The 14,233-nt window shown below is 64.0% G+C and carries 11 protein-coding genes; 4 read left to right on the plus strand and 7 right to left on the minus strand.

Features of this window, described 5'->3' with window-relative positions; genetic code table 11:
* The first annotated feature begins 115 nt into the window (after positions 1-115).
* Together K7957_RS07715 and K7957_RS07720 are read left to right on the plus strand one after the other, a co-directional pair.
* Entirely contained in the window at positions 116-952 is an 837-nt protein-coding gene (locus K7957_RS07715) for a hypothetical protein (RefSeq protein WP_223011398.1), read from the plus strand.
* Positions 953-1,349: 397 nt separating this feature from the next.
* A complete protein-coding gene (locus K7957_RS07720; RefSeq protein WP_223011399.1) occupies positions 1,350-2,537 on the plus strand; it encodes a DUF2252 family protein in 1,188 nt (395 codons plus the stop codon).
* A gap of 806 nt (positions 2,538-3,343) precedes the next feature.
* Here K7957_RS07720 and K7957_RS07725 read toward each other — a convergent pair.
* From K7957_RS07725 to K7957_RS07745, 5 genes are all read right to left on the minus strand, one after another.
* Positions 3,344-4,180 (minus strand): heparin lyase I family protein, encoded by an 837-nt coding sequence (locus tag K7957_RS07725; protein ID WP_223011400.1) that lies wholly within the window; start codon positions 4,178-4,180, stop codon positions 3,344-3,346.
* 81 nt (positions 4,181-4,261) lie between these two features.
* Positions 4,262-5,395, minus strand: coding sequence for a glycosyltransferase (locus tag K7957_RS07730; RefSeq protein ID WP_223011401.1), 1,134 nt, complete (start codon positions 5,393-5,395; stop codon positions 4,262-4,264).
* 108 nt (positions 5,396-5,503) lie between these two features.
* Complete coding sequence (locus K7957_RS07735; protein ID WP_223011402.1) at positions 5,504-6,670, minus strand: glycosyltransferase family 4 protein; 1,167 nt, start codon at positions 6,668-6,670, stop codon at positions 5,504-5,506.
* Complete coding sequence (locus K7957_RS07740; RefSeq protein ID WP_223011403.1) at positions 6,667-7,995, minus strand: lipid II flippase MurJ; 1,329 nt, start codon at positions 7,993-7,995, stop codon at positions 6,667-6,669. The genes K7957_RS07735 and K7957_RS07740 overlap by 4 nt, the downstream gene beginning before the upstream one ends.
* A complete protein-coding gene (locus K7957_RS07745; RefSeq protein WP_223011404.1) occupies positions 7,992-9,284 on the minus strand; it encodes an O-antigen ligase family protein in 1,293 nt (430 codons plus the stop codon). The genes K7957_RS07740 and K7957_RS07745 overlap by 4 nt, the downstream gene beginning before the upstream one ends.
* Before the next feature lie 333 nt (positions 9,285-9,617).
* Between K7957_RS07745 and K7957_RS07750 the strand changes: the two genes are divergently transcribed.
* Both K7957_RS07750 and K7957_RS07755 read left to right on the plus strand, forming a co-directional pair.
* On the plus strand, positions 9,618-10,571 hold the full coding sequence (locus tag K7957_RS07750; protein ID WP_223011405.1) for a D-glucuronyl C5-epimerase family protein: 954 nt from the start codon (positions 9,618-9,620) through the stop codon (positions 10,569-10,571).
* A gap of 23 nt (positions 10,572-10,594) precedes the next feature.
* Positions 10,595-11,815, plus strand: a complete 1,221-nt coding sequence (locus K7957_RS07755) for a glycosyltransferase (RefSeq protein ID WP_223011406.1) — start codon at positions 10,595-10,597, stop codon at positions 11,813-11,815.
* Here K7957_RS07755 and K7957_RS07760 read toward each other — a convergent pair.
* Positions 11,812-12,081 carry a hypothetical protein gene (locus K7957_RS07760; protein WP_223011407.1) on the minus strand — a complete coding sequence of 90 codons (270 nt, stop codon included), beginning with the start codon at positions 12,079-12,081 and terminating at the stop codon, positions 11,812-11,814. The genes K7957_RS07755 and K7957_RS07760 overlap by 4 nt on opposite strands.
* Positions 12,082-12,219: 138 nt before the next feature.
* Entirely contained in the window at positions 12,220-13,275 is a 1,056-nt protein-coding gene (locus K7957_RS07765; RefSeq protein WP_223011408.1) for an acyltransferase family protein, read from the minus strand.
* Between the last annotated feature and the right edge of the window lie 958 nt (positions 13,276-14,233).

Below are 14,233 nucleotides of genomic sequence, written 5' to 3' on the forward strand. Positions count from 1 at the left end.
TCGCCCGCCTCTAGGCGGTATCTCTCCGATCTGACGTCGATCACACGGCGGGCTGGTTGCGACCGGCAGAAGGTGCTTGCATAGTCGTGTCGCGGGGAGCCCGGGGGAGCAGCGAATGAAGATCGGTTGGACAGCGGCCTTGAGCGTGGCTGCGATCCTCGGCGGCTCTGCATCTGCTGGTCTGGCGCAGGATATCTCGACGTTTGATAGCGCGGGAGTGTTGCTGGGCAACGACGTGCAGCAAGCGACCATCGCACTTGAGAGCCGCGGGTTCGACGTGTCGCAGATGATGGCCAAATACGACTTGGCGGCCGACATGCCCTATGTGCAAGCGCTCAACGCCGAAAAGAATGATGAAACGACACGAGAGACTGTGGTCGTGCGGTTCTCTGAGCCTCCGGCACAAGCCCGGACTATAGTCGTGTGGCGTTCCATCACCTTCAAAGCGGGTAAGGCTCCAACGTTGGAGAGCTACCGAGCCGCTGTGCGCGAGAGGGCGGGTAACGAGACCTACTGGCGTGACGTTGGCGGTACAGCGATCGAGCAATATGTGCAGTGGTCGAAGAGCGGCAAGAAGCGTGGCGGATTATTCAAGATGCTGGACTCCCTGCCAAGCAGCTACCCGAATCCGTGTGTCGTCGGCATTGGCATAGGATCCTCGAACGAGGCCGTCACAGCAAAGGTGCGTGCGCCACAATACGGAAAGAACGGCGGGAGCGGTCCGCCACCAATCTCCAATGTGGTAACACCTCAGGAGTTTTGCGGGTTTGGTCTGATTGTCACGTACCATGTGCCGGATCGCGCGACTGGTCTGGTTACCTCTGTTGACATGCTGTTGATCGATCAGCCGCAGGCGGCCGATATGGCTGAGAAGCGAGACTCTTTCTTGGAAGAGCGGAGGTTGGCGCAGATCGAGGCAGCGCGGAAAGCTGGCGGAAAGCCCGTCCTCTAGCTGCCGCGTGGATGGCTGTCAGTTCAAAGCATGAGGTCAAACAGCCATCGTTAAAGGGCTTCCGGAAGGCCGCCGTCATGCCGTCAAAAACCTATCGATGTTCTGAGATGCTTCTCTTGCTGTTCGCTCATCCTCCGGAAAACGGCCGATTGATCGACGCCGACGTTCAACATCGTGTCCGTCGTGATCTTCGCCTGGAAATCAACTTTGACGATACATGGTTCTCGCGATCCACGGCGCAGTCTATGATGTGCCGGGTAGCAGCTCTCGGGATCGATCCTGATCGGCTCGGGCGGCGCTCTGGTGCGCGGCCTAACCTCGGTAAATAGCAATCTTTTGTCACCAAGGTTGGTGGGACGCGTTTAAGCCCTCGAATCAAGTCCGAGGTGGATCATCGATGCCGTTGCCTGCTGATCGTCACGCCGTCCTCACCGCCAGTCGAACTTTGAAGATGGCCCGTTCCGCGCACGCGTACGTTCGTGGCAGCACCGCGCAGTTCTACGAGTGGCTGGCAGCGTCTCCGTCCGCCAAACGCGTACCGGAGGGGCCGGCGATCTGGATCTGCGGCGATTGTCACCTCGGCAACCTGGGCCCTATTGCCAACGGGGTCGGGCGAGTTGAGGTGCAGATCCGCGATCTCGATCAGGCCGTCATTGGCAATCCTGCACATGACCTCATTAGGTTGGGTCTGTCGCTCGCGACGGCAGCGCGCGGTTCCGATCTGCCCGGCGTCACCACTGCTCGCATGATGGAGGAGATGGTCGAGGGCTATGCGGCCGCGATCCACGATCCGACCAGCGGCGATGCCGGCGTGGAACCTCATGTCGTGCGCAGCATCAAGCGGCAGGCGGTAAGCCGTCGGTGGCGCCACCTCGCTAAGGAGCGCCTTGACGCGGTTGAGCCGGAGATCCCGCTCGGTACAAAGTTCTGGGCGCTTGCCGATGAGGAGCGTTCCGCGCTTCATGGGCTGTTCGAAGACCCGCGTGTCGCGCACATGATCCTGTCGCTCAAAGGTAAGCCGGCGGACCGCGAGGTTCGCCTGGTTGATGCGGCCTATTGGATGAAGGGGTGCAGTTCGCTCGGCCTGCTGCGCTACGCAGCGATCGTAGCGCTCAGAACCAGCAAGGGGCGCTGGTCTTTCGCGCTCGTCGATTTGAAACAGGCGGTCGATCCGGTTGCTCCATCGGCGGTGAGCGAGAAGATGCCGGACGACCATGGCGAACGTGTCGTCGCGGCAGCCCGCGCCCTTTCTCCGCATCTGGGCAGCCGAATGATGGCAGTGCGTCTGCTCGGCCGATCATTTTTCATCAGGGAGCTGGCCCCTCAGGACCTGAAGCTCGAGATCGATCAGTTCAGCCATGGGGAGGCGGTGCGATCGGCGCGCTATCTGGCCTTCGTGGTCGGCAAGGCGCACGCTCGGCAGATGGATGCCGCCACCCGCGAGGAATGGCGTAGCGTGCTTGAAGCCGACCGGCGTGGCGCGATCGACACCCCATCCTGGCTATGGGAGAGTGTGGTTTCGCTCGCGGGCAGCCATGAGGCGGGCTACCTGGACCATTGTCGCCGCTACGCTCTTGCCGCTTGAGCTACCTACCGTTCGCCGCGCTGGATCATCGGGCGCGTCAGAGGCTGACCTCGGGATGGCTTCGTGCTTGTTGAGGGTCGATGGCTGTCCTGCCGCTCGGTCGGTAACGGCAAAGGTCAGAATACGGCGGCCTGGTGCGCCTCGTCGCGGGGAGGGGATGTCTCCTCCCCCATGGTCGCGAGTGGGACGGTGCTGAAGTGGCAGCGACACTGGCGCGGGCATAGCTGTCACCGGCCTGACACCGTCGAAAGGGGTTCAGTTCCCGGCATCAGCGCAGCGCGCTGGTAGCCTCGCCCTCACACCGTCCGGCCAGGGATCGGTTCACCGAGCCGCGTCAAGCTGCAACGAACCGCGATCCGCGCACTCTACGGTCGCTCAAACCTACGGGAGGGCAGGCGCGATAAGCGTGTCTATTATAGGCTGCCATCGCTCACGGACAATGCCATCGCCTCGGTTGCGGTGACTTTCCGCGATCGTCCAAAGCGGCTATTCTGGCACCTTGAGGAAATCAACCGGCCGCTGCCTTGATCGTAAGTCGTGCGAGACAAAGAACTCAAACCTGTCCTTTCAGAGACAAGCTCTCCCAAACCTACTATCAATCGGGCATTACGTACGCCAGGGCCTCACGAGCCACCCTCTCGACGCGCCTGATGGCATATCGACTGCCGTCGAGCTCAACGAAGCCACCTGCGCCCGGGAGTGAAATCTCGTCGCGCTCACAAATGAATTTCTTTGGCCTGTCTTGGCAGTACGTCACCTTCATACCGCTGCGCCACCTATGTTGAGTAGAAGACGATCCTCACCGCTTACCTGATCGTCGCCGGCCTGGAGACGATCGACAGCATGGACGCACTCGCGATCTGCTGGTTGGCAAATTCAACAGCGAGCGTGCTCGTCGAATCCTTCTGCCGGTAGATACCGAACTGATACCGAGGGCCACGCACATCGTTATAGCCGATCGGGACGTTGCGCAGATTCACTATCGACTTTCCGTCACGCCAAACCTGCAGGATGCCGCGGCCGGCGTAGTCGAATCTGATGCGGTAAACAAAGTTCACCCACGTGTTAAGTGGGAAGCCCCGGTCCTCGTACACGGTACGAGGGCTACCCGTACTCGCAGCCGTCTGTCGCCGCTGATCGTCCGAGCGAGTTGAAATCTTGAAGACGCCGTCCGTGAAGCTTTGGGCCAGAACAGGAGACATCGAAGCGTCATCGTCGTCGGGCACAGCATGCCATTGCCCAAGCACCACCCACTTGCCGTCCTTCTCGACCTGACCGCTCACGCGCATGGCAAAGGACTGCCAGATGTCGGTCCTCCACGGCACCGTGTTGCAGCTGGTCGAGCGCGAGTATTGCGCCACCATCTCGGTGCGATCACTCCCCGCGCCCGAGCTGCTGCCGTCATGCGCTCGCGACTCGAAACGCCAAATCGAGGGCGAAACTCGGCTTATCGCGTACGGACGGGCCGGCGCCGATGGCGAGAACACGAACGAGCCGATCGAGGTCGGCAGGATGCCCGCCCAAGCCTGTCCCCGGCATCCGGCGAAGGCATCCTTGGCCTGCGCTCCTGCGACCGACGGCATCGCTGCAACGAGGAGAGCGACAAGGCCGCCGATCGGTCGGTGATAGAAGGCAAGGGACATGCAGACTCCGCAGCACGGTCGGTTCGAGAGCGAGCTCGCCTCTAGCCTGATAGCATTAACAATCGATGGCTGGGACGGCGTTTACGTACGCGACAGCGCCGGCGCCCAGGTCTGGTAGGTCTTACCCCGCAGCGAATCGATGATACCGAGATACGTCGCCGCGATCGACAGCAGCAGCTCGCTGGCTGCGCTCGCCATGGGAACGCCGCGCTGCCCGAGCAGGAACACACCAATACCCGCCACAACCAGCCCAGCCCCAACTAGCGGAAGACCGGCCAAGGCGAACATGAGAATGGCGCTTACTGACGCCACCGTCAGCGTGACCATGCCGAACCATCGAAGTAGCTTATGCGACACGTACTTGTACAGATCGCCGGCGGAGTAGTGACGCCTAATCGTGGGCCAAAGGTAGCGATGCGTGTTGAACGCCCGGCACGCGATACGACGCTTACGCCGGAACTCGTCCGCCGAGACGGTGGCACTGCGCTCATACGCCACAACGTCGGTGGCGTGGATTAGACGATGCTTCTGGAAGGTCACCGAGATCGACGCGATGAAGTCGTCGAGCAGGTGTCCAGGCACTTCGGGGTACAACTCGCGCCGCACTGCGAAGATCGAGCCGTCCGCTCCCATGATCGAACCGCAGCGAGATTCGAGTTGCTTGATTGCCTCTTCTAGCCGCCAGTAAGCACTGCTGACCTGCGCAGTCGTGCTCTCGTCAGGGTTGACGTAGACCAGCGTGCCGGCGACTCCGCCGACGTGCGGATCTGAGAAATACGACAGCAGCGGATCGATCGATTTCGGGTCCAAGATCACGTTGGCGTCGGTGAACACCAGGATGTCGTTCCGCGCCATGGTTACCAGTCGCCGCATGCCGAGCGCCTTGCCCGTCCGGTTGGTACCCGACACCGGCTTGATCAGGTCCGCCTCCTGCTGCAGCAGATTGAAGGTGCCATCGCTGCTGCAGTCGGAGTAGGCCAGACACTCCACGTCGGAACGGCCGGCGCTGATCGCCCGTAGGTTCTCTACCTTCGAAGGAAGCGAACGCTCCTCGTTGTAGGCGCAGAACAGGAGACTGGCACTCGGCTGACGCCGCGACGGGTCGAGTGCAAGCTTCCTGGCCGGAAACAGGTACAATGACGCCGGGTAGATCACGTACGGGTGGACGAACAGAACGAGCGCCACGATGAACACGATGCTGAAGAAAACGAGCATATTCCCCCTCCGCTGTCGGAGTGCGGCCACGACTTGATTACGACCCGTGCTGTCTGTCGTTGTCGGTACGCTGGTTACGGCGCGCGCCCCAGCGCGCAGCGGTGGCGACTACCCGGGCGGCCCTGGCCGAGCCCAAAAGCCGCGATCCGTCATCGCTTCCGCGTAGAGCCGGCCAAGCCGCGGCCAGCCCGCGACTTCCTCGATGCGCGCGCGAGCGACGTCCGCGTCTGCCCGGCGCTGATCCCGCGGGAACTTAAGAAAAGCGGTAATCGCGTCAGCGATCGCCGTCACGTCGGCAGCATCGGCCACGGTCGTCCACCCCTCGCCGCTCGCCGGCAGGCTGGCAGCGCGCGCCGCGGAGGTGCCGATCACCGGAACGCCGTTCGATACGGCCGTCATGGAGACGCCGCTCTGAGAATCGAAGTCGGCGTACGGACAGAGGAAGGCGTCTACGCCGGAGTAGATCGCGGACAGCTCAGCCTCGTCGATGAAGCGTGCCTGCACGTCGAAGCCGATGCCATCACTCGGCAGTGCGGCAAGGCAGTCGCGCCAATAGTCCGCGTCTTCGCGCCGGGGTGCGCCGGCGATACGCAGCTCCACGTTCACGCCTTCATCGCGCAGCCGTCGGACCGCCCAGATTGACTCGAGCACGCGCTTGTTAGGACGAAGCGAGCCGAAAACGAGCAGCCGGGTCGGCGAAGCGGCGTCGGGCGCGGCGATCCCCGGTACGGTAAAGACGCCGTGGTACAGCGAAGCGATGCGATCCGTCCGCACGCCGTTCGTGGCAAGACGCCGCGCCTGCTCATCGGTGGTGGTCAGGACCAGGTCGAAGCGACGATAGGCCCAGCGGTAGAGCGCGCGCTCGACGCCTCGCAGTCGGACGGGGAAGCGCAGGGTGTGAGGATAGAAGTCGTGAAGGTTCAGAGCGATTGACGCGCCGCGCAGGCGTGCCGCCGCGATCGGCAGCAGGCTGGCCGGCAGCGAGGGCGCGAGATGGACCATCAAGACCGGCCTGTCTCGGCCGCCGCGGCGCAAAATCGCACCGGCAAGCTGCGCCGAGAGGCGCGCGAGGTTGGCGAGCTTGGCGATGCGATGCCTTGAAGTCGGAGGTGCCAGCACCGCGTGGGCGACCCCCTGGAACTCGTGCTGCTGCGGCGGCGCTACCACTTGTACCGCCACGCCAGCCCGCTGAATGGCGTTGGCGAGCTCGACGGTGAAGCGCCCCATCCCTGACCCAGACGACTCGGTGACCAGCATGAGTTCGGGCGTGCTCATGCCTGCGCTCCCTGCAGTTCGGTGGGCATGCTCGCCTGCCGCCGTGGATGCCGAGCGACCAGCGCGAGGACGGCGAGCGCCACGGCTAGCTCGATCGCAGCGCCTGCGGCGACCGCGGCGACGAAGCCGAGCTTCCACCATGACAGGACGCGTGCGAGGTTGGCGACGAGGTAGCCCGCGGTGGTCAGGACGGTGTATAGCCGCGCGTGGCCCAGCGTGAACGACAGCCGGCTGAGCATGAGGCTCGTGCCCTGAGCCACCAGCCAGAGCGCGTAGGCCGGGATCAGCGCCGCGAGCAACTCGGCATTGGACCGGCTGAAGCGGCCACCATGCTCGGCAAGCTCGGGCAACCAACGGCGTGCCACCACCAGGAGGATCGCCACGGCCGCAAGCGCCGCCAGAGTGGTGAGCACGATGCGAGTGGCATATCCGCGCTGGTCCGTCCCCTTCCGCCGCGACGTATGCACCATCGCCATGTTCGACAGCGGATTCACGAAGAGGCCGTTAGCCGTTAGGCACAGACGCTGCGCCAAGGACGCGGCCGACGTCGTCCCGACGCCGGAGGAGGAGGCGAGCACCAGCACGACGCTCTGCGTCAGTAGGAACGCGCCAGTCTCGACGCTGGCGTAGAGGAGGTTGGGCAGCAGATCGCGCCGGATCGACCGGCGGGTCGCCTCCGCGTTCGCGCTCGGATCGGCCGGTTCTGCCGCTTCCTGAGGGAGCAACGCGCGCTGCGCGAAGCCGGCTGCGACCAGCGACGCCACGCAGAACGCACCGCACAGGACCAGCAGTACGTCGCCGCCGGGGCCGAGCAGGGCGCCGAGTCCGAGCAGCAGGACGAAGGTCAGGTTGTTCGCGAAGAGAAGGCCCTGCGCGCGTCCAAACCGGCCGCGAGCATTCGACACCGCCGTACCCAGTCCGACTCGGCCGAGCATGACGCAAGCGATCGCCATCATCGCGGCCGCGATCATGTCGCGTGCGTGCCCATGAACCCCGGTGATCACGGCGACACCGACTAAGAAGACGGACGCGACGAGGACGCTGGCGACCGCCGTCCAGCGCCGCATGATCGGAAGCTGACGCGTTTCCGGCAGGGCTCGGGCGCCGGTCGCCCATACGATGTAGGCGGTGGCGAACGGACCCGTGACGTAGGTGATCAGGTACGTCGGGATGGCAGACAGCTGGTAAAACGCGTCTGTAGCGGCGGATAGACCGAAGCCGGCTGAGATGATCAGCTCTCGCCCCAGCCCCACGATGCGGGAGGCGAGGACGAACGCGAGCGGCAGCAGCATCGCTGCGAGCCCACCCATGCGGGCGCGGGTCATGCCGCTCTCCTCGCTGACAAGCGATGACGCACCCGGCGCCGACGCCGCGGCGACTCGGCCGCCGCCGTCACTGCCAACGCGGCGATGACGATCGCGTCGAGGGCAGCGTCGGAGTATGACATCAAACCTGTTATCTCCACGAAGCCTCTCAGGAACACGAACAGGAAGAGGACGAGCGCCTGGAAACGCTGATCACGATCGTTGAATGGCAGGTTGGCGATCAGCCGCGCGAGCAGCAGACAGTAGGAAGAATAAAGACCGGCCAGACCGATCAGGCCACGTTCCGCCAGCGTGTTCATCCACACGTTGTGGAACCCTCCGGTACGCAGCGACGCGGTAGACTGCATCTCGTACATGGTGCGGTACTCGGCCACGCCGAGGTTCTGCTGCACCACGTCCACCCAGGAGTGCACGCCGTGGCCGAACACAGGAGAGTCAAGCCAGCCGCGAAGCGCGATCTGCCAGAGGCCCGCGCGCCCGGCGAGGCCGTCGGCAATGAACGAGTGTGCTATCAGTTGGATCGAGAGCATGAAGCACATGATGATCGCACCGATCACCAGTAACGACAGGCGAAGTGCCGATGCCCATCGCCCTTTACCGGTTGGCCACGATCGTCTGGAAAGGGGGACGGCGATCAGGGCTGCGAGGAAGAACAATGCGATGGGCGCCCGCGCGCCGAGAACGATCGAGAGCAGCGTGAAGAACACGATGAGGCCACGCCGCACGAGCCGCTCGGGCCCGCTCTGCGGACTTGCGATCGCCGCGATCATGCCGGCGAAGCAGACCGTGTTCGCGCCGAAACCTGTCGTAAGCACCAGCTCGTTCTTACTCGCCCGAACTGCTTCCCATGACCAGCCGTGCTGAAGAAGCGGGATTGTCATGATCGCACTCAGCACAGCAGCCAGCATCGCCGCGCACAACAACGCGACCTGCACCTGCATCCGTTTCTCTCGGGACTGTGCCGCCGCGTAAACAGCCGCCCCGACCGCGACCATAAAGATCTGGCGCGCATAGTCTGCGACATGATCAACGTTCAGGAAGAACGTCATATCGATCATCGAAGCTGCCAGCCAAGGTAGGAAGATCAGCGCGAAGGCGAGACCGGCATCAACGTTGAATTTACCTCGGCAGGCCAGCAGGATCAGCGAGAGAGCACCTAGCCGCCAGGCTAGGCCGCCAACACCTGCCAGCGCGGAGGTCAGATCACCACCGAACCCGAGCGCGAGTAGAAGTCCGGTAGCGATGGGCAGAGCGCCCCAACGTCTCGCGATCCTGGCGAGCGTCTCCATACGCGTCCGAACCCTTACGCCCGGCGCGTGTCGCGCGAGAGGCAGCGACCCGCGGCCGAGCGTGGGCTCGACGACGTTCACATGCGCCTCTCGGCCAAGTTTGACGGGCGGTTACGACGAATCATCGGTACTTCAGCTCTCCCCAGGTCAGTTATGAGCTACCGGTTCGTCCTTCTCATACAACGGCTTGCCGCACTGTTGAATCTCAGTCGTCCTGATTTGAGACAATGAGGTCAAGCTGTCCTCAAGCGTGACAACGGTGCACCATACTGCCGGGAAAGCTGGTGGCGCGGCGAACGATCGCGCCTATGACAGCCGCGAAGGTGGGACTGAATGATCCGTCGATACTTGATGCGTTTCGCCAAATGGGCCCGGTACGCCACCGGACGAAGCTACCAACACGTCCCGCAGGGAGTTGGGCAGGCTTTCCGGCCGTGGGCTCTAGAAGGCTATTTCAACGACCTCACCGGCAAGGCCGCCTGGACCGGTGCGACCGGCATCCACGGAGTTCCCGTGGTGCAGACGGACACCGATCCGGCGTTCAGCTTTCCTATCGTGGTCTTTCAATGGGCTCTCGGCAACTGGGATGCAGCGTTGCTCGGCCGTGACCCGGAAGGGAGAGAGCGTCTGATGCAAGCGGCTCGTTGGGCCGCCGAGACGATCGACGAGCGGGGTGGCTGGTCGTGCTGGCACGCCCTTCGACGGCCGACGATATCCTACTACTCGGCCATGGCACAAGGCGAGGGCCTATCGGTACTAGCGCGAGCGGCCGTCACAGATCCGACAGGGCCGTGGCGTGAAGTTGCGGACCGTGCCTACCATTTTCTGATGAATTCGGGCGCAGAAGGGCTGACCCGTCGGTTCGACGGCATCCTCGCTCTGGAAGAATATCCCGGAGACGCCATGCCAGCGGTACTGAACGGCTGGATGTTCGCACTCGTCGGCATCGTCGATTACGCCGTGCTCACTGGCGACCCCGCGGTGGCTGCGCAGAGCCGCGCTCTCGCCGCCGATCTCGCGCGCGCGCTGCCCCGCTTCGACACCGGCTATTGGTCGACGTACGACCTTGCCGGCAACGTCGCCAGCCCGTTCTACCATGAGCTTCATATCGCTCAACTCGAAGCGCTGGCGCGCGTCTTCCCTGATCAGGATGCCGCCTTTCGGAAGACGCGCGAAGCGTTTCAGCGGTACCTTGGCAGTCGCACGAAGCGAGCGCGCGCGATCGTCGTCAAGGTGGGACAGAAGCTGCGCCAAGCCGACGTGGGTGAGATGCGGGAAGCATCATGACCTCGCACCTTCGAGACAGCGGTATGAAGATCGCGTACCTCAGCAAGGAAATGCCGTTCGGCGCGACCGAGGCCTTCATCCTGCCGGAGGTGGCGGACCACCTCGCCGCGGGCTGGGACGTGTGGCTCGTGCCGCTGTCCCGCGCGTCGATGGTCCATGGTCAGCACCTGCTCGACCGTACACTGGCGGCGCCGGTGATCTCAGCAGGCGTCCTCGGCGGAGCGCTCGCCGAGGCGGCGCGTCGCCCTTGGCGAACGATGAGAACGCTGCTGACGGTCATGCGCGCGCCCAGCCCCACGCTCGCGCTCCGCAACGTGGCCGTTTTCCCGAAAGGTCTGTGGCTGGCTCGCCAACTTCGGCGACACGGCTTCGATCACGTCCACATCCACTGGATCGCCGCGCCGGCGACGATGGGTGTGGTCGCAGCCCGCATGGCCGGACTGCCGTATAGTATCACCGCCCATCGATACGATATCGCGCAGCGGAACTTGATCGGCTGGAAGGCCGAAGGTGCGCGATTCGTACGGGCGATCGACGAACCGGGGGCTAGCGAGCTCGCGGCGCAGTTCCGCCCTGGCACACCGGCACCCCGGGTGCTCCACATGGGCGTGACCGTGCCACCCATCCCTGCCGAACCGCGTCCGGGCGCGCTGCCCGAGCTTCGCATCGCCACCGCGGCGCGCCTGGTGGACAAGAAGGGGCACCTCTATCTTGTCGAGGCGCTCCGGCTGGCGCGTGACCGAGGCCAGCGCGTACGGCTCGACGTTTTCGGCGACGGTCCCCTCGGTCCCGCTCTGCGCGAGCAGGCGGCAAGGCTGGATGTCGCCGACCAGATCGAGTGGCACGGTGTCACGGCACATGACGCGCTGTTGAAGGCACTTCTCTCGGGGCGCTTCGACGCCTCAGTACTCGCCAGCGTGACCGCGGCTGACGGCGACAAGGAAGGCATTCCCGTCTTTCTGATCGAGTCGATGGGAGCGGGGCTCCCGGTTTTGACCACTGCGAACGGGGGCATCGCCGAGCTGGCGGGCGACGGATGCGGCCTGATGGTACCGGAGCGGGATGCAGGCGCCATCGCCGACGCGCTCGTGACTCTCGGGCGGGACGGGGAGCTCCGCAGCACCCTGGCCTCGCGCGGTCGGGAACGGGTGCTATCGGAGTTTGAGATCGGCGCCTGCATGGCACAATTCCGCTCTCTAGTGCACTCTGACCCGTCGCCGGCGCCGCACTCCTACCGGTCTTAGACGCCGTCAGTTCCGTCACCGGGAAAGATATCGCGCGCCAGTTCGAGCCGGTCCGGTGGCAGCGTCGGATAACGGTCTGTGCCAGCGAGATCGATGGCGTCCTGCTCGCGGCTCTCTGCCGGTACGAAGTCTGCTGTCACGGCGCGCACCGACGATGCCGCGATCGGCACCGCCGGAGCAGCGCTCGCAGCCGAGACGACGATCACGCCCCCCTGTGCCGGAGCTTCCACCTGCCCGCATGCCGTGGCGAGAAGCGTCAGCGACAAGCCGAGATATCTTCCGAACCGCACCCGTCTTGTTCCCATCTTGCGACGGGTCGGCTCTTACGGTCAGGTCGATTAACGCCCGGTAGAAAGCATCATGCGGTCATCGCTCCGACGGCACGGCTCATCGCCGTCGCGCGTTCAGGTGGTCCGCTCGAGCGGCGGGGCTACGCCAGCCCCCGATGCGGTGCGGCGTCTGCCGTGCAGCCGACGCAGCAATGGCCGCTCGACCCACCGATGAGTCGCCAGGCCCGCCAGGATCGAGCCGCCGAACGCGGTTACCAGCAGCAGGATAAACTGCGTCAGCCCGCCGACCGGCAGTTTCTCGACCACCTTCGCGACAACGGTGATGACCATAGGGTGCACGAGATAGATCGAGTAGCTTGCGTCCCCGATCGCCTTCAGGCCGGCCACCCTGGGCAGCGATCCACCAGCCTCAAGGGCGAGCGCCCCCATCACGATGAGCGCCGAAGGGCCGCCCCAGGTCAGTGCACGCCAGATGCCGGGCACCGGCGTGAGCAGCAGCAGGGCAGCGCCGAGTGGCATGAGCAGGACGAGCCAGCGGCTCGCTTGCGCCGGGTAAAAACGCGCGATCAGCAAGCCGAACGCGAAGTCGAGGAGAATGGGATCCGTGTAGGTCAACCACAACGGATCGGGCAAGCGAACGAGGAGACCCGCTGCTACCGACACGCCGATCACACCTATCACCACAGGCACCAGCTTTCGGCTGAGCAGCGCAAGCGCGAAGACGGCGTAGAAAAACATCTCGTAGTTGAGGGTCCAGCCAGGCACGAGCACGGGCCAAATCTCTGTTGGGTGAAGCAGGTTGTAGTGCGGAACGAACAGCAGCGAGGCGCCCAACTTCGTCAGCAGCGTCGCGTCCAACCCCAGCAGCTGGCGGCGATAGAAAAAAGCGAGCGAGACTCCAGTTGCGATCCAGTAGAGCGGAGCAACGCGGATCACGCGTCGATGAACGAACTGCATCGCCGACTCTTCGCGCGCCGCGGCGTACATGATGAAGCCACTGATAACGAAGAAGATGTCGACCCCTGCCTGACCGTGAGAGAAACCCTTCAGTGGGTTGAAAAGCCACGGTTCGGGGTTGCGGGCATGGTGAAGTACCACCAGCAGTGCAGCCAACGCGCGCAGATATTGGATCGACACCCACGTGGGGCGGCCGGACGGATGCGCGATCATCTTTACCCTTCCTCGGCATCCGCCCGAATCGCCAGATGCCGACCGTACCACCCGGCGGGTGGCTATGCTCGATCGACATCGCCGAGCCCTGCTCGACTCTGGGTCAATCTGGACCACATGCGAGGTCGCCGGTCCCACCGGTGACGCGGGAAGATTTCTCCAAAGTGGTTAACGTCGTAGCAAGGTTTATCGGGCAAGAGGCACCGTGGACGTAGGATCATGGTAAGGGGAATGCCGCGATGTCACCTCATGGGTGGTTCGTTGCCGCGCTGGTGTTTGCCGCTTCGCTCGTCGGCGTTGGTGGCACCATATTCTGGTTCTTCCTCGATGACGCACGCCGTCGTGCGAGGACCTTCCCCGCCCGCTTGCCTGAACCTTCGGGAAGGTCGCATGCGCCGGTCGGAGCAGATATCGCGCTTTCGGAGGCATCGCTGACGGGTCAGGCGGAACAAGCGCCTACGCCATCCCCCTGGTCACAGCTTACCTCGCGCAGAACTGATCGAGGCTGATGTCACAGCAGCAAACTGCCGCTGAGTACGACAGGCCTCGACTGAACCGTGTCGTGACGGATGGTTTGCGCGTGGAGCGCGACGATCCACCTCACACGACCTGACGATCTCCCTCGTCTCGGAGCGGACGGCGCGTTTGTACCTACCCGCGCGGTTGGACAGATCCCGGGGCATTCTCGCGAATCTCGTCCGCCCTCGAGGCGCTCTACGCAGCGCCCCGCGCCGAGCAGCGCTGGGAGATCGGCCAGGTCATAGACGTCGGCGTCGTCCGTGGGCTTGTCGTCAAGGCGCGCGTCCTCGCGCCCGGTGACGGTCGCCCAGAAATGCCGTTCACGAGCGCCCATGATGACCGTGGCGGCTCGCCGACGCTCGCCGCGAGCCGAGGCAGAATGAGGGGACCCACGTGGCGTTGAGAGATCCGTGAATGTCCGAAGACTAGCTATTCTCAA

Source organism: Sphingomonas yunnanensis, assembly GCF_019898765.1.
GTDB classification, from domain to species: Bacteria; Pseudomonadota; Alphaproteobacteria; order Sphingomonadales; family Sphingomonadaceae; genus Sphingomonas; species Sphingomonas yunnanensis.

Excerpts from the sequence above, each read along its gene's own strand:
- K7957_RS07715 (WP_223011398.1), top strand. The coding sequence starts at position 116 with ATGAAGATCGGTTGGACAGCGGCCTTGAGCGTGGCTGCGATCCTCGGC.
- K7957_RS07720 (WP_223011399.1), top strand. The coding sequence starts at position 1,350 with ATGCCGTTGCCTGCTGATCGTCACGCCGTCCTCACCGCCAGTCGAACT.
- K7957_RS07725 (WP_223011400.1), bottom strand. The coding sequence starts at position 4,180 with ATGTCCCTTGCCTTCTATCACCGACCGATCGGCGGCCTTGTCGCTCTC.
- K7957_RS07730 (WP_223011401.1), bottom strand. The coding sequence starts at position 5,395 with ATGCTCGTTTTCTTCAGCATCGTGTTCATCGTGGCGCTCGTTCTGTTC.
- K7957_RS07735 (WP_223011402.1), bottom strand. The coding sequence starts at position 6,670 with ATGAGCACGCCCGAACTCATGCTGGTCACCGAGTCGTCTGGGTCAGGG.
- K7957_RS07740 (WP_223011403.1), bottom strand. The coding sequence starts at position 7,995 with ATGACCCGCGCCCGCATGGGTGGGCTCGCAGCGATGCTGCTGCCGCTC.
- K7957_RS07745 (WP_223011404.1), bottom strand. The coding sequence starts at position 9,284 with ATGGAGACGCTCGCCAGGATCGCGAGACGTTGGGGCGCTCTGCCCATC.
- K7957_RS07750 (WP_223011405.1), top strand. The coding sequence starts at position 9,618 with ATGATCCGTCGATACTTGATGCGTTTCGCCAAATGGGCCCGGTACGCC.
- K7957_RS07755 (WP_223011406.1), top strand. The coding sequence starts at position 10,595 with ATGAAGATCGCGTACCTCAGCAAGGAAATGCCGTTCGGCGCGACCGAG.
- K7957_RS07765 (WP_223011408.1), bottom strand. The coding sequence starts at position 13,275 with ATGATCGCGCATCCGTCCGGCCGCCCCACGTGGGTGTCGATCCAATAT.